Genomic DNA, 22,234 nt, shown 5'->3' with positions numbered 1-22,234 from the left:
GGATTCGTGCATGTTAATTTTGGTTGTGGATGACCAGCCACTCAATTGTCGATTGCTACAAACCATGCTTGAGCACCAACACTATGACGTGCTGGTAGCGAATAATGGTCAGGAAGCGTTGAATTTGCTCTACGAGCACGATGTGGATATTGTTTTGTTGGACGTAATGATGCCAGTAATGGATGGCTTCGAGACCGCGCCCAAGATTAAAGAGCATGCAGGTGATGTATACTTGCCTGTGATATTCATCACCGCGCTGGAAGATCACGCCAGTTTTGAAAAGTGCCTTCATGTTGGAGGAGATGACTTCATACATAAACCGTTCGACAGAATTGTACTGTCTGCCAAGATCCGTGCGCATGCCAGAACGAGAAAGCTCAGTAAAGAAGCCCATGAGCAAAAGAAACAGCTAGAGTACCACTACAATCAAATCGAACGAGAACACGAAATCGTCGAGCATATTTTCCGTAATGCTTTGTCTGGGCAGCAAGATTTTGCGGATTTATGTGACTATCACCTGTCACCTGCCTCAATGTTTAACGGCGATATGTTCCTGATGGCAAAAAGCCCGATTGGTGGCTTTTACTGCTTGTTAGGTGATTTTACCGGACACGGCCTGGCTGCAGCAGTGGGGGCGTTGCCTGCATCTAAGATTTTTTACACTATGGTGCAAAAAGGGATGGCGGTGAATGATATTGCAGCAGAGCTTAATAGTTCATTGAATACGCTGCTACCCGGACATATGTTTTGCGCTGCCGCTATTATAGAAATCAGCAGTTCCGGGAGAAACCTGTCTGCCTGGTTAGGTGGATTTCCGGACATCTATCTGATAGATGGTCAGGGGCAAGTACTTAAAACCATCGAGTCTCAGCACATGTCTCTTGGGATACTCGACGAGGATGAGTTTGAGCGTAATACGCTGCACTTTGAAGTGGATGTGGGCACCCGTATTGTGATGGCAACGGATGGTATTATTGAAAGTGAGGCCCCGGATGGTGAATTATTTGGTGAGCAGCGTCTGATAGATGTATTGAGTTGCAAAGTTGATATCTCGACGAAGGATATTATTCAACAAGTGCGCGAGTACAGTGGGCATAAAGAGCAGCAGGATGATTTGAGCATCGCAATTATTAACTGTCTGCCTGATACTTCCACGGAAGCCCTACCTCCAGAGTATTCAACTCTACCATTTAACATTAGTATTTCGCTGAATGCGCAACAGATGAGATATACCGATCCGGTTCTGGAGTTAGTAGATATCTTGTCGCAAGTAGAAGGTCTGCATGCGCACAGGTCAAATGTGTTCTTATTACTCTCTGAGGCATACAACAATTCGCTCGACCATGGTGTATTGGGATTGAAATCGGATTTGAAAAATCAGGACGATGGCTTTATTGAATATTATCAGCAAAGAGCAATAGCACTGGAAAGTCTCAAAGATGCGCTGATCATCATCAATGTGCGCTTCTGTCCGGAGGAGTTTTGCCTGGTTTTCAATATCTGTGACTCGGGAAATGGTTTCGATCATAGTTCAACGGCACTGCATCAATCGCAACAGGAGCATGGCAGGGGCGTCGAGTTACTCTCTGAGATTGCAAAAAGTGTGACGTATAATCAGGTCGGTAACGAGGTGGAGTTGGTTTATTCGCTTCGATGATATGATTTTGCCCTGTTGCTTCTCTTAATGAAAATAAAAAATTCTCATAACACGCTGGCATACCCCATTCGTCCATGTTAAATTTGATGGATATTTAGATGTTTGGATGGCCAAATGATTTCTACCTATCTTTCTCACTGTAATTTATCAATCAGCGAAGCCGTTGTGGCGGGTCAGCTCGCAGAGCTGGACGCATACCTTGATACCCATAGCCTTAGTGCAATATGGTCATACCAAATTCCTGAACTTGGCGAGGGGGGCAGTTGTAGCCTATTTGGTAATTTGCAGGAAGCGCCCTTCTTACTGACGGATTATGTTAGCCGTAACAATGAAAGCGAACAGCAGTTATCGCGTTTACAGACCATTGCTGAATACGTCAAAACTGCCACAGGGGTGGATTGGTTTGGGATTTATCAGGCGCGGTCGGCTGAAGGAATACAGCAGTTGTTAAAGCTGGCTTACTATGGTGCACCCAGTCGTCCTCTGTTTCCGATTACCGAGACGTTTGCTACTACATCAAACAACATTCAGACGTATTTGTCTGAGCAGGCACGTGTGATCAATAACATCCCTGATTATGTGGCTCAGGGAGGCGAGTATTATACCTGCGACCCTAAAGTACAAGCTGAGGTGTGTTTGCCGCTGTTAAATCAACAGGGTGAGTGCCTGGGGATTATTGATGCAGAAGCTTTTGAGCAGGAGTGCTTCGATGAATACAAGCTGGCAGTTTTAGTTGCCGCTTGTCTTCGCTCGATTGAGTATCTTCCAAGCTAAGCGGGCTCGTCTTCGCGACAACTTATGTTAATATGAGCTCAGAGTTAACCCCGTGACAAACGAGTTAGAAAATCTCGTTTACGTTAATTAGGAAAAGAGAGAACCATGTTTTCAGAACTAAAACCACTTCCGACGGATCCAATCCTGGGCCTGATGGCCGCCTATAAAAAAGATACTAACCCAAATAAGATTGACCTAGGGGTTGGGGTGTATAAAGACGAACAGGGTCATACCCCGGTTCTGAAGGCGGTAAAAAAGGCTGAAGCGTTTCGTCTGGAAAATGAAACAACTAAATCTTACATTGGTTTAGCGGGTAACCTGGATTACTGCGACAAGATGGAAAAGTTGTTGCTCGGTAATGAACACCCGGCCTTACTGGCGAATCGTATCAGAACAGCTCAGGCGCCAGGTGGTACAGGTGCTTTACGTGTTGCTGCTGAATTTATTAAGCGTTGCAATGCAGATGCTACGGTATGGGTGACAAATCCAACTTGGGCAAACCACATTGGCTTGTTTGAAGCCGCTGGTCTGACAGTTAAAGAATACCCGTACTACGACTATGAAAACAAAGGCCTGCTGTTCGATGAAATGATTGAAGCGCTAAAGCAGGTACCAAAAGGTGACATCGTGTTACTTCACGCATGCTGTCATAACCCAAGTGGTATGGATTTAAACGCAGAGCAATGGCAAGTTGTTGCTGAGTTAGCAAAAGATGTGGGCTTTACACCACTTGTTGACATTGCGTATCAGGGCTTTGGAAGCGGCCTGGAAGAAGATGCTCAGGGTCTGCGTCTGCTAGCTGCTACGGTCGACGAGATGCTGATCTGTTCTTCTTGCTCTAAGAACTTTGGTCTTTACCGTGAACGCATCGGAGCATGCTCATTCGTTGCTAAGGATACGGCTGTGGCAGACGTGGCCAACTCCGTGTTACTCAGCGTTGTACGTAGCATCTACTCAATGCCTCCTGCACACGGTGCGGACATTGTGAACACTATTCTGGGTAGCGAGGAGCTGACTCAGGAGTGGCATCAGGAGCTGGCTGAAATGCGTGACCGTATTAATGGCCTGCGTAGCCTGCTTAAAGACAATCTGAATGCCAAAGATGCGGGACAGGACTTCTCTTTCATTGAAAGTCAGAATGGAATGTTCTCATTCCTGGGTATAAATAAGGCACAAATCGACAGATTACGTGAGGAATATTCAATTTATATTGTTGGTTCCAGCCGCGTAAACGTTGCAGGTGTGAGCAAAGAGAATATCGATTACTTTGCGGATGCCGTTGCTGCTGTTCTGAAATAAGCGTGTTTCTATTAAAAAGCCAGCTCTTTTATAAGAGCTGGCTTTTTTGTAAGTTTGGTCAAAGACATTAGGCTTGTTTGATGGCCGTAACCTTATCATCATCCCCTTTTTTGTTAGCGGGTTTCTCTTCAGTGTCTTTCTTTGTTGACACTTTACCCCCTTTTAAGATGGCCATAAAATCGTCTTTTTGTTTGGCAATTTCCAGTGCAAGCGACTCAACCTGCTGCTCACTGAGTGGAACATCTACTTTTTCTAACATGCCTTCAAGCGCTTCTGCAACATCCAGCATTTTATCATAAGCATCAGCCTCTTTTTTGCTGGTAAATGTCATACGCTCTACTCCATTTCTTTCTACCACATACTTAACGATAACCGCCATGATCACTCTCCACGAACACTGTTTTTATGTACAGTAACTTGTCTTGTCAATAATTACAACTGATAAAGTGCTGTTATGTACCGATATAGCTGATCCAAGCGCAATAGCTCAACACAGTAAGCACTTATCTTATGTAGGCTTTATTAATAAAAACAAACAGATATTGCTAACCTGTTTGTTCTCAATGAATGAGGCCAGGTTGCTATTAGCATAGTTTGTAAAAATTAGCATAACAGAGTGAGATGAAAAATAAGCAACAAGAAAAGCAGACATAATTTTGACATATTTATCTGTGTTTACTTTATTTTAACTGTGTGTGTACATTGTGATGCATACACGACGACATGGACATTTTAATTGAGGGATCTCACGATGAATATCAAAACACTCTTAGCGACATTGGCGTTATCTGCCGCACTTCCCATTATGGCTCAACCAGAGCAAACATCTGCAGCAACTCAGCAAGTTGCTGATGCTACGGTGAATGTAAACCGTGCCAGCGCCGAAGAGTTAACCCGTTTGCCTGGTATTGGGATGAAAAAAGCACAAGCAATTGTCCGCTCACGCGAAGAAGCAGGGGACTTTCAGGATATGGACGCATTATTACGGGTGAATGGCATAGGTGTGAACATCCTTGCCAAACTCAAAGGCAAGGTGACATTTTAGCGTTGTTCCAGATTAGTCTGGTCATCTCCAGGAGCAGCTTTGGCTGCTCTTTTTATTATTTTTTGGGGTAAATTTCCTGATTATTTATTTGTGCTTTGGTGATTTGTTGCTCAAGTTGTGATTTGAAATAGTCACGCTCTGATTCAGGTAAATACCTCAGATGCAGATCATAAAAACGCGATGTTTGGTACAGGTGCTGCAGTGCGACGTTGACAACTTTAAGGAACTCCCGGGTTTCGGGGGTGTCAGAGCAGGCAATGTGGCCAAGAACAAATGATGGATTGTTTGCTATTTCGATACTGTGTACTTGCTCAAGCGTCAGCTTGCTCGCATAGCGTTGAATTGTTGTCGGGTAAGTCAGAATAAAACTCACCCGCCCTCGTTCGAACATGGTGATGGTTGCCTTATAACTGTCACCGCCGGGACGTCTGATTAGCTGAGCTTTATCAACCCTGGCCAGTTGTGTATCCAGATAATCGCCATACGAGCGCTGTGCCTCCGTGAGCAAGGTCGTTCTGGGGTGTGCCTTGAGTAGGGCAATGAGATCAGTTAGTTGTCCTTGTTCGTTGAGAAAAGGCGCAAGTTTAATATTTAATGGTAAAAAGTACAGCCTGTGGCTGGGGTAAAGATGTACGGGTAAACTGAATAAATACTGTTTTGCTCGCTGCCGTGTTTTTATCCGGTTTAGGGCGCAAAAGGGCAGGTTGCTTTGTAGTAATTGATCGATGCGTGTACCCGGAGCTAGTAGCAAAGGCGGGCGGAAATAAGAGGGGGAAGTTTTTAAGATGTAATTTAGCACCAGGTTGTTTGAGTCTGTAGAAATATCGAGAGGCTGCTGTGAAAACACCATCTCGATGTCGAGTGGGTCATCGCTAAGTAGCTGGATCCGAGCACTTGCTGAAAATGCAATCCAGGTATGTAAAACCACCATGCTCATAAGTAAAACAGACTGCGTGATTGTCATCATAATGTACATCTTTAAAACTGGTAAGACAGGGAGAGACCCCACTCTCTGGGAGGGGCCAGGTAATGTTCGGACACACCGAAGACCTCGGTAAAGTCATTGCCGCCAATTAACACGCGTTTATCCGTGAGGTTGCGAACAAACAGCGCAACTTCCATTTGTGCTGTGATAGCGTGACTGATCCGCGCGTTTAAAAGAGCAAAGCTGCCTTGCGCCCCAAGCTCAGTATTATATACATCGTTATACGTTTTGCTTCGAAAGCCCCAGTTGAGTGACACCTTAACTGGTTGCTGTTGTGCAATCGGCCAGTGGTAACGTAATCCCAATGCTGCAGTCCAACGCGGTGAGCGCATTAATGTGCTGTCTGTTGTTACCTGTGTGGCTGTACCGACTGAATCAAATTGTGCATCTGTGTATGATAGGTTACCTGAAAGGTGCCAGTCGTGTGCAGGTATAGCCTCAAAGCTGGCTTCAATGCCCCGAATACTGGTCTCTCCGACATTGTCGATAAAGATCTCAAGGCCGGCGTCTGTCGATTGGCCACCCCGTAGCTGCATGGCTTTGTGCTGCATATCAAAAGCAGCGACGCTGAATTGAAGGGTATCTGCTAGCAATTTGGTCTTATAGCCCAGCTCATAAGCCGTCAGGTATTCGGGGTCAAATGGTTGAGCTGAGGTGGGTGAATTCGGAATGCCGTTAAATCCACCTGATTTAAACCCCCGTGATGCACTCAAATAAACGAAGTGTTTGTCGTTAAAGTGATACTCTAATCCGCCTTGCGGAGAAAACACTCGCCAGCTTCGTTCAATAGGGCCGCCGTTTTTTTGCCCCTGTGTTTGCTGCGTTCTGTCTATCAAAATGACCCCGGCATTGTCTGCGTCACTCTGAACCTGTTGCATCTTATCTTCGAACGTAAGCCGCCCACCAAGATGAAAAGCCCAGTGACGCGTCAGTGCGTATTTGGCATGGGTGTATATTGCGGTACTTTTAATATCCACTTCATTGTCAAAACCACTGTCTATGTCCAGGCCAATGTTGAGCGGGTTACCAGGCCCGCCTATGCTGGTGGGGTTATTCAGTGGTGAGCCATCTAATGGTCCTGGTACATTTTCCAGTGCCTGATATAACCCACCGATAAAGACCAGGTCGGTCAGATGATTGATGTGTTCATCAAAATGGAATAAGCCGACTAACCAACTGAGTTGATCGTTCAGGGCACTGCCGCTGATATTCAGTTCCTGGCTGAACTGAAACTGACGCTGAAAATCCTGCGTATCGCCAATGACAGCCGGGTTATTGTCAAAATCGCGACCATAGGTTGCGTAAAACTCCCGATAGGCCGTCAAGGACTTTATTTGCCACTGTTGTGGGGTTTGCCATTCGACAGAGAGCAAAGCACCGGATTGATCTAGTGTGTTAAAGTTTGTGCCGCGCGAAGCGCTTTGGTGTGCTGAACCGAAGATCTGTAGCGGCGGGTAAGGATCAGCAACGCCACTTTGTGTGACTAAGTCGTTGTATAGCAATAGCAAGTCGGCTTGGTCGTTTTTAGCTGCAAGGATAGATGGGGCGGAGCCTGAATTGATCCTGCGCTGATCCACAGATAATTGAGTCGTTAATTCAGGCGTCACCTGGTAGCGGAACTTGGCGCTGACCGCCCACTCATCTTGCCCACCTTCAAATTCGCCATTGTCACGCCTGACAAAACCATCCCGATTGAGGTGAGTGAATGTCAAACGGCTACTGAGTGAGTCGTTGAGTTCAAGGTTAGCGCGCATACGTACATCTCGGCGCTCAAAAGCGCCCAGCGTGATTTCGCCATCTGCAAAAGTATCTGCGATGGGGTCGTGTGTGTAGATAGTGACAGCGCCGCCTATGGTGTTTTTACCGAAAATAGCGCCCTGAGGGCCTCGTAGTACTTCTATCTGACGTACATCATACAGGTCAAAAATTCCCCCTGGGGAGCGTGCATAGTAAACCCCATCGAGATAAAGCCCCACACTGGGATCGACGGTGGGAAGCGGGTCAACCTGACCAATGCCACGGATGGTAATGTTGGCGCAGTGTGTACAGCCAGAGTTTTCGCCGACCGTGGTGATATCTATATTGGGAATAAAATAAGCGGCTTCTAGCAAAGTATTGACGTTGCGTTCGCGCAGAAATTGTTCAGACATGACGGAAATAGAGACGGGTATAGCCAGTGCATCCTCTTTGACTTTTCGTGCCTCAACGGTTACTTCCATCAGCTCATCAATAGACAAAGCAAATACATCGTTGTCACTATCGGGCTGTGTATCGGCCCAGGATATTGAGCTAAACAGCACACAACTTGCGCACAAGTGCGCGATGCTGGGGAGTCTATTGTTCATTCAGTACCTTATTAATGACAATTATTCCTACTCCCTGGAGAATAATCCAGCTTTAATGACCCTATCTATCGGATCGTTGCCATTGAGTATAGCAGCTAAATTGTCGCTCGCAGGGCTGGTGTATAAACTCAACTAGGCAGAAGAATGTCGGCAGAGTGCTCAGTAAATTTCAATAATATGATGGAGTGTGTCGAATGCATTAATTTGTAACATTTGTATGTTTTTTGCACTTGTTGCTACTAGGGTACTTGTGATTTTATGGTCATGAAACAATCACCCAGAAGGAAGCTAAACTATGAAACTACAATTAAAAACCTGCAAGCTAAAGCGTCTAAATGAACAACATAAAGTACTAGACCGGGCTAACACACCTCAGGTTGGGGGCGGATATACGACTAAGCCCTGGACGGTCTGGTGTGAAGAGTTAAGCAAAGGACCTGATTGCCGCGCATAGTGCCAGAGGCTGACGAGTAGTGAAGTGGTGCGGTGCACCACTTTTTTAGGGGTGTGTTTTACGAAACTCTGCAATCGCGTGGTGCAAATGAGGCCGGGCGAACTGTATTTCCAGTGGTACGGTGAGCAGAGGGTATGCTAATCCACAAACAAGTAGCACAGGTAACAGTAGCCAGCCCTCTATAAACGCCAGTGCCATAAACAGTGGCGTCAGTAGCAAAAGCTTGGCGATATTAAGCAAAATCTTGTGCGATGCCGACAGCTGGGCCAAAGCCAGTGCTTTGATACGTTGTCTATCGCGCAGTGCAAAGCCATTTAATTCGGCAAGTTTACTGAGTCTGAAAACCATTTACTTCTCATCTTTTAGCAATAAATACGGCGGCAAAGGCGATGAAACAGAGGCTGTAAAGTGCAAATATGACTTCCATCCAGCCTGGCATCGACAGACCCGCGAAAAACCAGTCTATATTACCACAATCGCCGGTTGCAGCGAAGAAGGCCGGGAGCCATTCATGCAGCGGCATAAAGCTTGGGAAATTAGGCACAAAGTCACAGGTAAAAGCAAAAGGATCTGTGGTGGTTTGCATACTAATGTGCTCTTTTGCCAGTAGCCAGCCCCAAATGGCCGACACGCCCCAGCAGATCATCGCAATGAGTCTCACAGGCAGGCTCGTCGGAGCAGCCAGTCCAATCAAACCAGCAGCGACAATACCCAGTGTGGCTGTACGCTGATAAATACACATGATGCAGGGTTCAAGACCCATCCCATACTGGAAATACAGGGCGATAGCTTCGAGCACAAAAGCAGAAAAAAACAATAAGCCCCAGGCTAGCCGGGTGCGAGAAAATTCAGCAAGTTTGTTTAACATAAGTGTTCCTTTTTTTGCCCATTATTATGGCTTTGTCAATGCATCCGGGCAACTGGTTTCAGACTAGTCGTGCAGTTTGACTGCTGAATGTAATATTAGTTTCAGGGACAGGCGTGTTTCAGAGGTCAAATGTGGTATCTTTTGTGGCATCAAATAGTAAAGGAAAAATAAGCAATGCAGTCAGTTGTGCGGGTCGGTGTAGCCGTGGTGATTAAACGCCGGGGGCAAATTTTACTGGGTGAACGCATTGGGGCACATGGCGCCCATACCTGGGCTACGCCTGGCGGTCATCTTGAAGTGGGAGAGAGTATAGAGCAGTGTGCGCGACGTGAAGTACTGGAAGAAACCGGGCTTGAACTGACCCGGGTCACGCGGTTGGATTACACTAATGATGTGTTTGAGAGCGAAGGGAAGCACTACATCACCTTATTTATGTTGGGGGAGTGCTTAGAGGGTGAAGCTCAGTTACTGGAACCTGAAAAATGTCTGCAGTGGCGATGGTTTTCACCCGATACTTTGCCACAGCCCTTGTTTTTATCTTTGCAGAATCTATTGGCTCAAAACCCCTCTGGGCTGAGCTAAAACGCTGAGAGACAGGTGTCATTTCAAGATCTCATTTTGGCAAGTAGCGCGACAACCTGCCTGTTATTTGCGTTTTTATTGTTGTCTTTGGAGCACAAACTACGCAAAAGCAGTCGTTATCTGTTGAGCTATTTTGCGTTAATTGGACTGGTACAGCTGGTGGATATTGCCAGTGGTACGAGTGACACCTTGCACCTTTTTATCGTGCCAATGGCACTGATGCTGGGTCCGCTTTTTTATCTATACGTGGGTTCTCAGACCCCTAATCAGACTGCTAGTCAGCGACAGCGGTGTTTACTCTTCTTGCCTGCAGGCTTGTTTTTGTTGCACATTGTGCTGGTTAAAACGGCAGTCCTTACAGCGCCGCTAATAGCGCATAAAACAGCATTGCTCGTGCTAGCGCCTGCGGAACTAGTTTATGTCGTTGCTGCTTATTTCAGGCTAAAGCAAACATCACAACTACTCCGCCAGACACCTGGCGCCCCTGAGCCTGTCAAACTCAGCTGGCTTCACTCTTTGTGTCATCTCAATATGCTGATCTTGGTGTTTGAAATTATCTATCATATTTCACACTCAACCGGAGCGTTATCAGTGGCGCATAGCAGAGTGTTCATCAATACCGCGTTGCAGTTGTTTTTACTTCTGATAGCCTGGCATGTGATCCGTTCACCTGAGGTTATTTACACCGAACAGCAACGTTTGGCAGTACGCAAAAAATATCAGAAGTCGGGATTGACGCCAGCGCTGTCAGCTTATTATGGGCGTAAGCTGGATACTCTGATGAATGATGAGCAACTATTTCTGGATAGTGAGCTCACCTTGAGCACATTGGCTGAGCGAGTTGGACTCAATCAGCACAATCTGTCGCAGTTATTAAATGAACATGTTGGCAGTCGCTATCATGATTATATTAATGGGTGTCGTGTCAGGCATGCCGCAGAGTTGCTCACAACCACAGACTGTTCGGTGGAAGAGGTTGCGTATCGCTCAGGGTTTGGTACCCGGGCTGCATTTTATGCGGCATTTAAAAAGCACTATCAGCTTACTCCCGCAAAATGGCGTATTCAGTCTCAGCGACCTGACAGGTTGCGCCAGAGTAATTCAACGGGTCCAGATGAATAGTGTTTTAGCCATCGTTTTGACCCGTATAATTGAATAGCCCAGATGACTATGATGGTCAAAACAGCATCTGACATCCTGGTTGTAGCAAAAAAGCCTAGTCCGTAAAACCACAAGGTGCACATCAGGCTTTGCAGTAAATAATTACTCAAAGCCATACGGCCTACCTGAGCGATATAATCTTGCCAGGGTTTCAGCCACGCTCGTTTACTGATATACGCCAGTAAAGCCATATAGCCGCATGCAGTGAGTACGGATCCCCAGTAATTCCAGAGCGTATTTTTGAAAAAGAACTCCGGGAATTGCCAGTGTTGGTGTTGGCTAAGCCACAGCCCAGTGTAAGATAAAATCATGCCAGCCGGGATTGTAAGCAGCGCCACATTGCGATAGCAGCGACAAGACAAGTGACCCGATATAAACCCGAATCGATAGAGCGCAAGGCCAATTAGCATCAAACCCGATACTCGAAATACTCCCCAGGCAGGAAAAGTCGAGAGGTGAAACTCGGCGGCTAGCTGCGCACGCATGCTGACTTGCTCTGACCAACCTGAAGTGAAAGCGTCCAGTTCGGCCTGATTGACGAGTACGGAATGGGCAAAGTGTTGTGCAACGACTTCGGACAAAACCGGGTCTGGCAGGTGTTTGAGTGCATTAAATGTCATCAGGTTGTTGGCACTACCAGCAGCCAGCATCAGCAATCCAAAGAGCAGCGTTAACAAAGCAGGCACGCGGACAAATAACATGGGGAGTAGGCCACACAGAGCATAATAGACCAGAATGTCACCATGCCAGATCAGGTAGGCATGGATCAGACCGATGAGCAGCAGAACGGCCAATCGTTTCAGGTAGTAGCCATAGGGTGATTTGCCCACGGCCAGTTGTTTATCGCAAATAAGGGCAGTACTGGCCCCAAACAGCATGGAAAAAATAGCCATAAATTTCTGATCGGCGAAAAGGTACTGTATCTGCCACCAGAGATGTCCACTGATAGATTGGTCTGTGTGTGCCAGGGGGGAGAAATAAGCGGCATAGGGCTCAGAGAAAAGACGAATATTCATCAACAGAATACCGAGGACGGCGGTGCCCCTGGTGACGTCGAGTAAAGTTTGTCTGGGTGGGTTCATTGTAATGCTCAGCTAAATTTAAATTATGCCGAACGCTAACATGTTCAGATCGTCGGCTTGCTTAATCTGGCCGGAATTGACATCAATGTACACTGAAAATATGCAAGTGAAACATTTAACTGTCTGATATTGTTAGTTATAAATTCTGATTGGCCACAGCATTTAAAAAAGCGGTTAAAGCTTACTTTTTTGTGGTTTTAGGCGCTTTCCGGCCAATTTCATGAGTCGCTGAAAAGTCGGACAGGCCAGATGATTAGGCGCCGGGCAGTGCGCAGCATGGTGAAGGCTGTCTCGAATGGCTTGCATAGAGGCAATTTGTTTATCCAGCTCTGCGGTTTTTTGGCGCAGCAGGGCGCGGTCTATGTCTACCCCCTTGGGCAGCAGCATCTGGCCGATTTCATCCAGAGATAAACCGACATAGCGACCTAGGTTTATGAGTGCGAGCTTCTCCAGCACTGTGGCGTCGTAATAGCGGCGCAGCCCGTGTCGACCAGCGCTGTGGATCAGGCCTTTTTGTTCGTAATACCTGAGCGTGGAAGGTTTTAGCCCGGAGGCTTTGGCGACATCGGCAATATCCATGTGTTTCTCTTTGATCTGAAATCGAAGGCAAAGTGTGTTTATCAGTACTTGACCTAAAGTCGACTTTAAGTTGTAGCATGGTTTATACCACTTGACGAGAGGAGACCGTGATGAATTTTGATCCTATGTGGGATGTTCGTTTTGCTGCATCCGATTATGCTTATGGCACAGAGCCGAATGATTTTTTAAAGGCAAAAGTAAAGCAGCTTAAAGGCAAGCGTGTATTGAGCCTGGCGGAAGGAGAGGGACGCAACGCGGTGTATCTGGCAAAGCTGGGTTTTGAGGTAACGGCTGTTGATGCCTCTATTAAAGGAATAGAGAAAGCGCGGCAGCTGGCAGAGGCGATGAATGTGCGGGTCCAGTTTATCCATGCTGATTTGGCTGAGTTTGAACTGGGTACAGAGCAATGGGATAGTATAGTGTCGATATTTGCACCGTTTGCGAGGCCTGTGCGCGCGCAATTACATTTGCGTGTGATAAGAGCGCTTAAACCCAATGGGGTATTTTTAACGGAAGCTTATGCACCTGAACAGATCCGGTTAGGGACGGGGGGTGGAAATGATCTGGAAACCATGCTGAGTGCGACCCAGCTAGCTGAAGAATTACCTGGGCTGGAGTGGGCGTACCTTGAACAATTAGAGCGCCCGGTCGTAGAAGGACAATATCATACTGGGCAGGCTGCTGTGGTTCAGGGGATTGGCGTTAAACCTTAATGTACCGGTAAAAAAGTATGGCGACTTGGCCAGGTGTGTTCCTTTATTCGTGCTTTTTCTTCATGATGTTATTTGAGGTTGCACCGTGGTACAGATATGCCTTGTTAGTTCTAAATCATCTGGTACAATCAGTGGATTATTGAGTTGCAGAAGCCTGTCGGTGTGCTACGCACAGAACCACAGGCTTGTCGACGTACTTTATGTTGTCAAAAGTGGTGTTAAATGAGAATCTTTAAAGCCAAGAGCCCAGCAGGTTTTGCTGAGGAGTATATTGTCGAGTCAATTTGGAATGGCGAATTTCCTCCCGGCTCCATTTTACCAGCCGAACGTGAGCTGTCAGAGCTTATTGGTGTCACTCGCACCACCTTGCGTGAAGTATTGCAGCGTCTGGCGCGTGATGGCTGGCTGACTATCCAGCATGGTAAACCAACGCGGGTAAACAATTTCTGGGAAACGTCAGGACTGAATATTCTTGAGACACTTGCACGGCTGGATGAAGACAAAGTGCCCGAGTTGACCGATCAGTTGCTGTCTGCACGTACCAACATCAGTGCTATCTATACTCGTGCGGCCATTAAGTTCAACCCTCAATCTGTGGTCGACATTTTGTCTAAGCATGCTGAAGTTGCAGATACAGCAGAAGCGTTTGCTGAATATGACTACCGTGTCCATCATCAACTAGCTAGTGCCGGCAACAATAAAATTTACGTGTTGATCCTTAATGGATTTAAAGGGCTCTATTCAAAGATTGGTTGTCACTACTTCTCAGATCCGCGCACCCGCGAACTTGCTCGTGAGTTTTATGCTGATTTGACAGCGCTGGCAGAAAAAGGCGAGCACGACGGCGCGATTACACTGATGCGTCGATACGGTCATCGCTCAGGTGAAATTTGGCAGCAGCTACGTGGCGACATGCCTGATGACATCATGGATTAAGGGTTAACAAACCTATATGAAGAAGCACCGCAGGGTGCTTTTTTTGTGCCCGAAAAATAGCAGTGGTGATGGTTAATCACTGTGCCATCAATTTATTAGATGGCTGCTATCGGATAATTCGATTGTATCCTTTTGAAGGAACAGCATAAACTGAGCGCCAAATAATACCAATTGGTATAAGGGTTGTTTTTTTATAAAACGCCTCAATAATAAGTGACAATTCACAGTGATACAGAAAAACATTGCCTTACTGGCCATGTTGCTCTGTGTGAGTGTGGAACTTTGGAACTCAAACTAACTATTTGGAGATAACAATGGGTGTATTAGTAGGCCGCAAGGCACCTGACTTTACAGCAGCAGCAGTTTTAGGTAACGGTGAAATCGTAGATGGTTACAATCTACATGAGCGTATTAAAGGTAAAAAAGCGGTTATTTTCTTTTACCCACTAGACTTCACTTTCGTTTGTCCTTCTGAGCTAATCGCATTTGACAAGCGTTACGAAGAATTCCAAAAGCGTGGTGTTGAAGTGATCGGTGTTTCAATCGATTCTCAATTCTCTCACAACGCATGGCGTAACACCCCTGTAAACGAAGGCGGTATTGGTCCGGTTAAGTATGACCTGGTTGCTGACGTGAAGCACGAAATCTGTCAGGCATATGACGTTGAGCACCCAGAAGCTGGCGTTGCTTTCCGTGGTTCATTCCTGATCGATTCTGAAGGTAATGTACGTCACCAGGTAGTAAACGATCTGCCTCTGGGCCGTAACATCGACGAAATGCTGCGCATGGTTGACGCGCTGGCGTTCCACGAAGAGCACGGTGAAGTATGTCCAGCTGGCTGGACTGAAGGCAAAAAAGGTATGGACGCAAGCCCTGAAGGTGTTGCTAAGTTCCTTTCTGAAAACGAAGGCGACCTGTAAGCTCGACTTTGTTGTTCTGAAAAAAACCCGCTTTGTGCGGGTTTTTTTATACCCCGATTTTGCCTTGTCATGATGCACGTCCTATCGACCATTTGTGATTGAGACGTTTGATTAACTCAACTGAGCCATACGCCAGCATTAAACTGATAACTGGCGTGACCAGCAGGCTAAATAGTGTCATTTCATTCAGCATCTTACTGTTCCTTGCCTGATGTTTGTTGTGCTTCTTCTTGCTCTGGCGTGAATGATTTAATCAATGCAGCTTTGGTGCTTTCTTTCAGTTCAACCAGATTTGCTTTGATGGTCTGGCTGATGTGAGACTTCATTTCAGTGAGTATTTCCTGAGTTGCAGAAGTAGTTCCGCTATTGATAGCTGACATTGCGCTGACGCTGGCTACAGTCGTAGCATTGACGCTTGCTGTTACACTGGTATTGCCTGCTGCGATGGCGCTCGTGCTCAAACCAAATGTCAGGATAAGAATGCTAAGTTGGGTTGCAGTTTTCATTGTCTGGTTCCTTTTGCGTTAGTTACGATGACTTTACTGTGTTAGTCGTTCTAACTATTACAAAGGTTGTGCCAGCTTAAAGAAAATTTATAAATATATGAAATTTAATGTTTTTTATATTTCTTGAGTTGCTGGTCAAAATCTGGATTGAGACTTTTGACCAGTCTGGATGGTGGTTTTAACCAATAAATGGTTAACTTTGCTCAAGTAGCTGATAGATCAGTTGTTTCACGACCTGAGGTTCGAATGGCTTATCGCATAAGGCGTTTACACCAGATTGCGCAATATTAGCCAGATGCGTTTCATTGGCCTCAGAGGACACCATGAGAATTGGCACGTGATTATGCTCATTGGAATTTCGAATGGCTTCAGCCAGCTCCTGACCGTTCACTTCTGGCATATTGAAGTCGGTAATGATCAGATCAAACATGGTGTCTTCTAATACTGTGAGTGCTTCGGCCCCATGCTCCGCTTCACTGATCCGAGTTGCGCCCAGGTTGTTCAGCACCCGGCGGATGTGATTGCGCGCCAGACGTGAGTCGTCTACGACCAGGATCCGCAACTCCTGGATATCATACAAGTCCAGCTCCAGCTCTTCTGGAGAGAGAATATCCAGTGTCGCGTTGATGGCTTTGCCCAGGTGCGTTTTGTTGAAAGGTTTCGGCAAAATGGCAACCACACCAGATTGTTTGAACGCTTCCAGCTGCACTCTGCGTGTCTCACTGGATACCAACATAAAAGGCAGCTGGTGATCAGCCAGTTCAGTATGGATGTGCTGCAATAAGGTGAGTGCTTCGCCGTCAGGCAGATACAGTGCACTGATCACCAGATCAGGCTTGCTGTTATTCAGGCTCTCGATGGCGGCAGCAAGTGTGTCCACGCTCTCGATATTGCGGATCCCTTCTTCCTGAAGTTCGTTACTGATGATCCGTCTTTGTGTCTGGGACGGCTCCAGAAGTAGGATGCTCAGATCTGAGCTTAAAAGTTCATTCATGGTATGACAGCAAATGTTGAAAATAAATAGTCAGATTACCTAGCAATATAACGTATTTGCAACCGTGCCGCTAGCTTGGTGAGCAGAGTGTTAAAAGGTTTTATACGACAATGTGATGGGTGAGACGATAAGTGAAGTCGCGGTGTTTGCCTCAGGGGTCAACCCGGATAAAGACTGCAGGGCGAGGCGACTTTGACTGCACACGCCCAGTTTGGTACTAACGACGAAACTCCATATTTTGTGGCAGATCGACCAGGATCAGGACAGCACCTTTGCCACCATATTCTAATGGGGCCTGATGGATTGCTAATATATCCGGGTGTTGCACCAGATATTGCGGCACTTTGTGCTTTAACACGCGTTCGCCAATGCCATGTACAACACAGGCACAAGCGACATGCTGTTTTTTGCAGGCGTGGATCAACGCAGCCAGCTCATCTTTGGCCGTTTCTTTGTTCATACCATGCATGTCGAGGATCAGCTCAGGCGCGTAATCACCGCGGCGCAGTTGCTTGGCGAGGTACTTGTCCGCACCCGGGCGAACATAATTGACGGTGCCATGAGTGTCTATGTCCGGAACATATTCGTCTGAAAAATAGAACTCAGCCTGATGCTGCTTTTTTTGCTCGGCGATCACTTCACCTTTAAAGCGCGTCTGACGTCTGGCTTGTTGCACGGTATCTTGTTTGAACTGACTGGTACCTGATATTGCCTCACGGAACAAGGCGAAATCATCTTCTGGCAGTTGTGAGTTTGGTTTATCTGTGTTCATAGCACTATTTTAAAGAAAAAAAGCGTAAAAACCTAGCGTAAAAACCGTTACAATGCCGCCATGCATTTAGTAGTGAGAGCAACTCATGAGCGACTCTGTTATTTCTCAGGCGATGGCTGAAGAAGCCTATCAGGATTTAGTCACCATTCAGGATTGGTTACGCTGGACTGCCAGCCAGTTTGCGGGCAATGGCGTGTTTTTTGGTCATGGCACCGATAACCCGTGGGATGAGGCGGTCAGCCTGGTTCTGCCATTGCTCAACTTGCCCGTTGATGCGCCGAAAGAGTTAATTAGCGCGCGTCTGACACATAGCGAGAAAGTCAGGCTGGTAGAATATCTCAGATTGCGCATCGATGAGCGTATTCCGGTTGCTTACCTGACCAATCAGGCCTGGTTCGCAGGACTGCCTTTTTATGTGGATGAGCGTGTGTTAGTGCCCCGTTCGCCTTTTGCAGAGCTGATCGAAGCGCAGTTCACGCCCTGGTTAAAGTCACCGGAAAAAGTCACCCGTATATTAGATATGTGTACTGGATCGGGGTGTATTGCAATCGCATTGGCCAAGGCCTTTGAGCAGGCTCAGGTGGATGCGGTTGATATTTCTTTCGATGCCCTGGCAGTGGCCGAAATGAACATTCATGACCATCAGGCACAGGAGCAGGTGTTTGCGATTCAGTCCGATGTGTTTAGCGGTGTACCTGGGCAGCAATATGATCTGATCGTAGCAAACCCGCCCTATGTTGATGCGGAAGATATGGCGGACCTCCCGGAGGAATTCCACCATGAACCAGAACTCGGTCTGGCTTCGGGTGAAGACGGTCTGGATGTCACCCGGACTTTGTTGCAAGAGGCCGCCGGACACCTTACCGATGAGGGCTTGTTATTTGTCGAGGTGGGTAATTCTATGGTACATATGGAAGCGCTTTATCCAGGCGCGCCATTTACCTGGCTGGAATTTGAACGCGGTGGACTGGGCGTGTTTGTGATCAGTAAAAAACAGTTACTGGATTACTTTAACGACTAAGTGTTTTCCTGTAGGCAGGGAAGCGCGATGGTGTTTTTTTGGAATGAGGAAAATCAATGGCAGGCAACAGCATAGGCCAATTATTTAAGGTAACCACTTTTGGTGAAAGCCATGGTCTCGCCCTGGGTGGTGTGGTAGACGGTGTCCCGGCGGGACTTGAATTGAATGAAGCCGATCTTCAGGTGGATTTAGACAGGCGCAAACCCGGACAAAGCCGCTATACGACTCAGCGTCGAGAGGGAGATGAAATTAAAATCCTCTCAGGGGTGTTTGAAGGTAAAACGACAGGTACCAGTATCGGTTTGTTAATCGAGAATACCGATCAGCGCTCCAAAGACTACAGCAAAATCAAAGACGTTTTCCGTCCTGGTCACGGTGATTACAGCTATTGGCATAAATACGGACACCGCGACTATCGTGGTGGCGGACGCTCGTCGGCCAGAGAAACAGCCATTCGCGTTGCGGCGGGTGGCATTGCTAAAAAATACCTTAAGCAGGTGCATGGTGTTGAGATCCATGCCTGTTTGTCCCAGCTCGGGCCGATTAAAGCTGAGCAGTTTGACTGGCAACAGGTTGAGCAGAACCCCTTTTTCTTTCCCGATGTAACCAAACTGGACGCACTGGACGAATATATGCGGGATCTGAAAAAGCAAGGTGATTCGGTTGGCGCCAAAGTCAAAGTGGTGGCAAAAGGGGTTCCGGTTGGCTTAGGCGAGCCAGTATTCGACAGACTGGATGCTGAACTGGCGCACTCTCTGATGAGCATCAATGCCGTAAAAGGCGTTGAGATCGGTGACGGCTTTGGGGTGGTTGAGCAAAAGGGCTCAGAGCACCGCGACGAGCTAACGCCAGAAGGGTTTACCAGTAATCATGCCGGTGGTGTACTGGCGGGTATCTCGACAGGCCAGGATATCATTGCTTCCATCGCACTTAAACCGACTTCCAGTATTACTATCCCGGGTCAGAGTATCAATACGCAAAATGAGTCGGTAGAGATGATCACCAAAGGGCGTCATGATCCGTGTGTTGGGATCCGGGCGATACCGATTGCAGAAGCTATGATGGCAATCACTTTGATGGACCACTTACTCAGACAACGTGGTCAGAATCCACATGTTGAGTTATCCCATGGTCCTATTCCTGCGCAGCGCACGTAACGGCGCTCAGGAGAAAAAAGCCAGCGCAATGTCGCTGGCTTTCTTTTACGTTAGCTTACGGCTTCAAGAAAACGACGTTCTACTTCCTGCCAGTTAATCACCTTGTAAAAAGCCTCAATATACTCAGGTCGACGGTTTTGATATTTGAGATAGTAGGCATGCTCCCACACATCGAGTCCTAAAATAGGTGTCAGGCCGTCCATAAATGGACTGTCCTGATTGAGGGAGCTGGTGACCTGCAGGCGCTTTTGCTCATCGACGACCAGCCAGGCCCAGCCACTTCCAAAACGACTTACCGCAGCCTGGGTAAATTGCGTTTTAAATGTGTCGTAATTGCTAAAGTGATTATCAATGGCTGCGGACAACTCTCCCTGATGCAGCTGCCCGCCCTGTGGTGACATGACTTTCCAGAATAAAGAGTGATTGTTGTGGCCACCGACGTGATCGCGCACTGCGCCACGCAATGTTTCCGGGAGATCTTTGATATTGGTTAATAATTCGATGGTGGATTGTCCTTCAAACTCACTGCCTTCAAGCGCAGCATTGGCTTTGTTGACATAGGTCTGGTGATGCAGGGTGTGATGGATCTCCATGGTTTTACTATCAATATGCGGTTCTAACGCATCATAGGCATAAGGTAATGCGGGCAGTGTAAATGCCATACTTCTCTCCTTTAAATTAATGATAATGGTGTGCTGATTGGGGAGTATTGAGTGCCTGAGTGGCCCAGCTGACCAAGTTTTTATAGGCTTTATGGGTGGTAATAAAGTGCATTAACTCAGTTCGTGTTCGCATACAATGGCGCATTGCAATTAATCCAACTTGCGGGTTGGCATGGTCACATAACTGGACCATACGTTGATGGACGCTAACGAGCTGCTCACACGCTTTGTGCGGTAACCCCAGTGCCAGGTAGCAATCAGCCAGGTTGTGTGAGGCGACAATCAGCGCCGGGCAACAATGCATCAGTGCATCTTCCTGAAGCTGCTGATCGTACTGGTGAGTAAAGTGGGCAATTAAATTGCTCACCAGATACAGTGCGCTCTGATAATGGTCTCTTGCGCTGTAGAATGATTGACCTTCAAAAGCACAGTTACCTGCGGTGATGGCTTTTTGCCAGGGGGCTAGCGCGTGCTCTAACTGCTCAGCCGCGCTATTCAACGTTGGATTAGTTTGCAGCATAAGGACTCCTCGTCAAGGGTTACCGGATATGAACCACTCAAGTGTTACAATTTGAGTATAAAAGCATAAATAGAAATGATTGTCATTTATATTTGAGGTTAATTGAATATATAGTGTGTATTACTGAGTCTTAGAAAGTGTGCGTGTTGAGAAGCTGGGAAGCTAACGGTGGAGTAAGGCCGGAAAATAAGCGCGTGGAGGACACGCGCTTATTTGTTAAGGTTTTAATGCCAGTACGGCATCAATATCGGCAGCATTGTGGCGCTCTCTGAGCTGCTCCCATGGCTCACCGAAGGTACGGTTGACGATCCTGCCTCGTTGTACGGCAGGACGTGCATCCAGTTGTTTTGCCCAGCGTACAACATGCTCATATTGGTGAACCTGCAAAAACTCACCTGCGTCGTACATTCTGCCTAGTGCCAGACTGCCATACCAGGGCCAGATGGCAATGTCGGCAATGCTGTATTGCTCACCGGCCACATAGGTATTTTTTGCCAAGTGTTTATCCAGTACATCAAGCTGACGTTTTGCTTCCATGGCAAAGCGGTTGATGGGGTATTCTTGCTTTTCATCGGCATAGGCATAGAAGTGACCAAACCCGCCACCAACAAAGGGCGCTGAGCCTTGTGCCCAAAATAGCCAGTTAAAGGTGTTTATTCTGTCTGTACCTGATGCGGGCAAAAGCTGTTCAAATTTCTCGGCCAGGTAAACGAGGATGGAAGCAGATTCAAATACATTGAATTCATTTTCGCCGCTTTTATCGACCAAAGCAGGAATTTTCGAGTTCGGGTTGACGCCTACAAAGCCTGAAGAAAACTGCATACCCTCACCAATGTGGATCATGTGTGCATCATATTCGGCCTCACTGATCCCAAGCGCCAGCAGCTCTTCCAGCATAATGGTGACTTTTTGCCCATTGGGTGTGCCCATTGAATAGAGTTGCAGTGGGTGTGTACCAACAGGCAGTGCTTGCTCATGGCGGGCACCTGATTCCGGGCTATTGATATTGGCCCATTTGTTGTCGCTGTTGGGCTGGTGTGTCCACACTTTTGGTGGGGTATACGTGTTGTTACTCATAGCATCTCCTTTGAATGGTGTTAAATAGGTATACGGACACCACCTTAACGTTAATCAAGTGTTATTACCAGTCTGTGGATGGGGTGGTTGCATACACAAAATGTGAGAGGCAGGTTAGAAATACC

Annotated in this window: 26 protein-coding genes; 12 read left to right on the top strand and 14 right to left on the bottom strand. The window is 47.0% G+C overall.

The annotated features are described in order from the left end of the window. Window positions 1-10 precede the first annotated feature (10 nt). From IY568_RS04340 to IY568_RS04330, 3 genes are all read left to right on the top strand, one after another. Window positions 11-1,657: a SpoIIE family protein phosphatase gene (locus IY568_RS04340; protein ID WP_194866857.1), complete on the top strand. Its 1,647-nt coding sequence runs from the start codon at window positions 11-13 to the stop codon at window positions 1,655-1,657. 114 nt (window positions 1,658-1,771) lie between these two features. Then, window positions 1,772-2,431 (top strand): GAF domain-containing protein, encoded by a 660-nt coding sequence (locus IY568_RS04335; protein ID WP_125560084.1) that lies wholly within the window; start codon window positions 1,772-1,774, stop codon window positions 2,429-2,431. 105 nt (window positions 2,432-2,536) lie between these two features. Next, on the top strand, window positions 2,537-3,730 hold the full coding sequence (locus IY568_RS04330) for an amino acid aminotransferase (RefSeq protein ID WP_125560086.1): 1,194 nt from the start codon (window positions 2,537-2,539) through the stop codon (window positions 3,728-3,730). A 67-nt stretch (window positions 3,731-3,797) separates the two neighbouring features. Here IY568_RS04330 and IY568_RS04325 read toward each other — a convergent pair whose 3' ends face one another. Then, a complete protein-coding gene (locus tag IY568_RS04325; protein ID WP_049865025.1) occupies window positions 3,798-4,109 on the bottom strand; it encodes a YebG family protein in 312 nt (103 codons plus the stop codon). A 372-nt stretch (window positions 4,110-4,481) separates the two neighbouring features. Between IY568_RS04325 and IY568_RS04320 the strand changes: the two genes are divergently transcribed. Then, window positions 4,482-4,775, top strand: coding sequence for a ComEA family DNA-binding protein (locus tag IY568_RS04320; RefSeq protein ID WP_125560243.1), 294 nt, complete (start codon window positions 4,482-4,484; stop codon window positions 4,773-4,775). Between the two features lie 55 nt (window positions 4,776-4,830). Here IY568_RS04320 and IY568_RS04315 read toward each other — a convergent pair whose 3' ends face one another. Continuing rightward, window positions 4,831-5,742 carry a hypothetical protein gene (locus IY568_RS04315; RefSeq protein WP_194866856.1) on the bottom strand — a complete coding sequence of 304 codons (912 nt, stop codon included), beginning with the start codon at window positions 5,740-5,742 and terminating at the stop codon, window positions 4,831-4,833. 11 nt (window positions 5,743-5,753) lie between these two features. Then, entirely contained in the window at window positions 5,754-8,105 is a 2,352-nt protein-coding gene (locus IY568_RS04310) for a TonB-dependent receptor (RefSeq protein WP_194866855.1), read from the bottom strand. Between the two features lie 295 nt (window positions 8,106-8,400). Here IY568_RS04310 and IY568_RS04305 point away from each other — a divergent pair, with 295 nt between their 5' ends. Then, window positions 8,401-8,559: a hypothetical protein gene (locus IY568_RS04305; protein WP_194866854.1), complete on the top strand. Its 159-nt coding sequence runs from the start codon at window positions 8,401-8,403 to the stop codon at window positions 8,557-8,559. Window positions 8,560-8,604: 45 nt separating this feature from the next. Here IY568_RS04305 and IY568_RS04300 read toward each other — a convergent pair whose 3' ends face one another. Together IY568_RS04300 and dsbB are read right to left on the bottom strand one after the other, a co-directional pair. Beyond that, window positions 8,605-8,907 carry a DUF6170 family protein gene (locus IY568_RS04300; RefSeq protein ID WP_194866853.1) on the bottom strand — a complete coding sequence of 101 codons (303 nt, stop codon included), beginning with the start codon at window positions 8,905-8,907 and terminating at the stop codon, window positions 8,605-8,607. 7 nt (window positions 8,908-8,914) lie between these two features. Continuing rightward, window positions 8,915-9,427 carry a disulfide bond formation protein DsbB gene (gene dsbB / locus IY568_RS04295; RefSeq protein ID WP_125560093.1) on the bottom strand — a complete coding sequence of 171 codons (513 nt, stop codon included), beginning with the start codon at window positions 9,425-9,427 and terminating at the stop codon, window positions 8,915-8,917. 174 nt (window positions 9,428-9,601) lie between these two features. Here dsbB and IY568_RS04290 point away from each other — a divergent pair, with 174 nt between their 5' ends. Then, complete coding sequence (locus IY568_RS04290) at window positions 9,602-10,009, top strand: nucleotide triphosphate diphosphatase NUDT15 (protein ID WP_125560095.1); 408 nt, start codon at window positions 9,602-9,604, stop codon at window positions 10,007-10,009. Between the two features lie 15 nt (window positions 10,010-10,024). After that, window positions 10,025-11,131: a helix-turn-helix domain-containing protein gene (locus IY568_RS25235; protein ID WP_194866852.1), complete on the top strand. Its 1,107-nt coding sequence runs from the start codon at window positions 10,025-10,027 to the stop codon at window positions 11,129-11,131. On the opposite strand, the gene IY568_RS04280 is transcribed toward IY568_RS25235, so the two are convergent. Then, a complete protein-coding gene (locus IY568_RS04280) occupies window positions 11,080-12,252 on the bottom strand; it encodes a DUF418 domain-containing protein (protein ID WP_194866851.1) in 1,173 nt (390 codons plus the stop codon). The genes IY568_RS25235 and IY568_RS04280 overlap by 52 nt on opposite strands. 174 nt (window positions 12,253-12,426) lie before the next feature. Continuing rightward, on the bottom strand, window positions 12,427-12,831 hold the full coding sequence (locus tag IY568_RS04275; RefSeq protein WP_125560100.1) for a helix-turn-helix domain-containing protein: 405 nt from the start codon (window positions 12,829-12,831) through the stop codon (window positions 12,427-12,429). Between the two features lie 110 nt (window positions 12,832-12,941). Between IY568_RS04275 and IY568_RS04270 the strand changes: the two genes are divergently transcribed. The 3 genes from IY568_RS04270 to IY568_RS04260 all read left to right on the top strand — a co-directional run bounded on the left by IY568_RS04270 (window position 12,942) and on the right by IY568_RS04260 (window position 15,400). Beyond that, the gene (locus IY568_RS04270) at window positions 12,942-13,544 is read left to right on the top strand and encodes a class I SAM-dependent methyltransferase (RefSeq protein ID WP_228553129.1); all 603 of its coding nucleotides are present in this window, start codon (window positions 12,942-12,944) and stop codon (window positions 13,542-13,544) included. 222 nt (window positions 13,545-13,766) lie between these two features. Further along, on the top strand, window positions 13,767-14,480 hold the full coding sequence (fadR, locus tag IY568_RS04265; RefSeq protein ID WP_125560101.1) for a fatty acid metabolism transcriptional regulator FadR: 714 nt from the start codon (window positions 13,767-13,769) through the stop codon (window positions 14,478-14,480). A gap of 314 nt (window positions 14,481-14,794) precedes the next feature. Next, a complete protein-coding gene (locus IY568_RS04260; RefSeq protein WP_010382361.1) occupies window positions 14,795-15,400 on the top strand; it encodes a peroxiredoxin C in 606 nt (201 codons plus the stop codon). 67 nt (window positions 15,401-15,467) lie between these two features. Here IY568_RS04260 and IY568_RS25075 read toward each other — a convergent pair whose 3' ends face one another. The 4 genes from IY568_RS25075 to smrB form a co-directional block, all read right to left on the bottom strand. Then, window positions 15,468-15,593 (bottom strand): hypothetical protein, encoded by a 126-nt coding sequence (locus tag IY568_RS25075; RefSeq protein ID WP_257721229.1) that lies wholly within the window; start codon window positions 15,591-15,593, stop codon window positions 15,468-15,470. Between the two features lies 1 nt (window position 15,594). After that, window positions 15,595-15,906 carry a hypothetical protein gene (locus IY568_RS04255; protein ID WP_010382360.1) on the bottom strand — a complete coding sequence of 104 codons (312 nt, stop codon included), beginning with the start codon at window positions 15,904-15,906 and terminating at the stop codon, window positions 15,595-15,597. A gap of 193 nt (window positions 15,907-16,099) precedes the next feature. Beyond that, the gene (locus IY568_RS04250) at window positions 16,100-16,900 is read right to left on the bottom strand and encodes a response regulator (RefSeq protein WP_125560103.1); all 801 of its coding nucleotides are present in this window, start codon (window positions 16,898-16,900) and stop codon (window positions 16,100-16,102) included. A gap of 217 nt (window positions 16,901-17,117) precedes the next feature. Next, window positions 17,118-17,672 (bottom strand): endonuclease SmrB, encoded by a 555-nt coding sequence (gene smrB / locus IY568_RS04245; RefSeq protein ID WP_125560105.1) that lies wholly within the window; start codon window positions 17,670-17,672, stop codon window positions 17,118-17,120. 85 nt (window positions 17,673-17,757) lie between these two features. Between smrB and prmB the strand changes: the two genes are divergently transcribed. Together prmB and aroC are read left to right on the top strand one after the other, a co-directional pair. Continuing rightward, window positions 17,758-18,693 carry a 50S ribosomal protein L3 N(5)-glutamine methyltransferase gene (prmB, locus tag IY568_RS04240; protein WP_138537565.1) on the top strand — a complete coding sequence of 312 codons (936 nt, stop codon included), beginning with the start codon at window positions 17,758-17,760 and terminating at the stop codon, window positions 18,691-18,693. Window positions 18,694-18,749: 56 nt separating this feature from the next. Continuing rightward, window positions 18,750-19,850 (top strand): chorismate synthase, encoded by a 1,101-nt coding sequence (gene aroC, locus IY568_RS04235; protein WP_194866850.1) that lies wholly within the window; start codon window positions 18,750-18,752, stop codon window positions 19,848-19,850. Between the two features lie 50 nt (window positions 19,851-19,900). Here aroC and IY568_RS04230 read toward each other — a convergent pair whose 3' ends face one another. The 3 genes from IY568_RS04230 to yghU all read right to left on the bottom strand — a co-directional run bounded on the left by IY568_RS04230 (window position 19,901) and on the right by yghU (window position 22,109). Next, window positions 19,901-20,512 carry a superoxide dismutase gene (locus tag IY568_RS04230; RefSeq protein ID WP_194866849.1) on the bottom strand — a complete coding sequence of 204 codons (612 nt, stop codon included), beginning with the start codon at window positions 20,510-20,512 and terminating at the stop codon, window positions 19,901-19,903. A gap of 16 nt (window positions 20,513-20,528) precedes the next feature. After that, a complete protein-coding gene (locus IY568_RS04225) occupies window positions 20,529-21,032 on the bottom strand; it encodes a hypothetical protein (RefSeq protein WP_125560111.1) in 504 nt (167 codons plus the stop codon). Between the two features lie 216 nt (window positions 21,033-21,248). Further along, window positions 21,249-22,109, bottom strand: coding sequence for a glutathione-dependent disulfide-bond oxidoreductase (gene yghU / locus IY568_RS04220; RefSeq protein ID WP_194866848.1), 861 nt, complete (start codon window positions 22,107-22,109; stop codon window positions 21,249-21,251). Between the last annotated feature and the right edge of the window lie 125 nt (window positions 22,110-22,234).

Source organism: Pseudoalteromonas sp. PPB1, from assembly GCF_015356275.1.
Lineage (GTDB): Bacteria > Pseudomonadota > Gammaproteobacteria > Enterobacterales > Alteromonadaceae > Pseudoalteromonas > Pseudoalteromonas rubra_D.
Note: the sequence above shows the minus strand (reverse complement) of the source record. Positions and strands in the feature narration are given on the sequence as shown.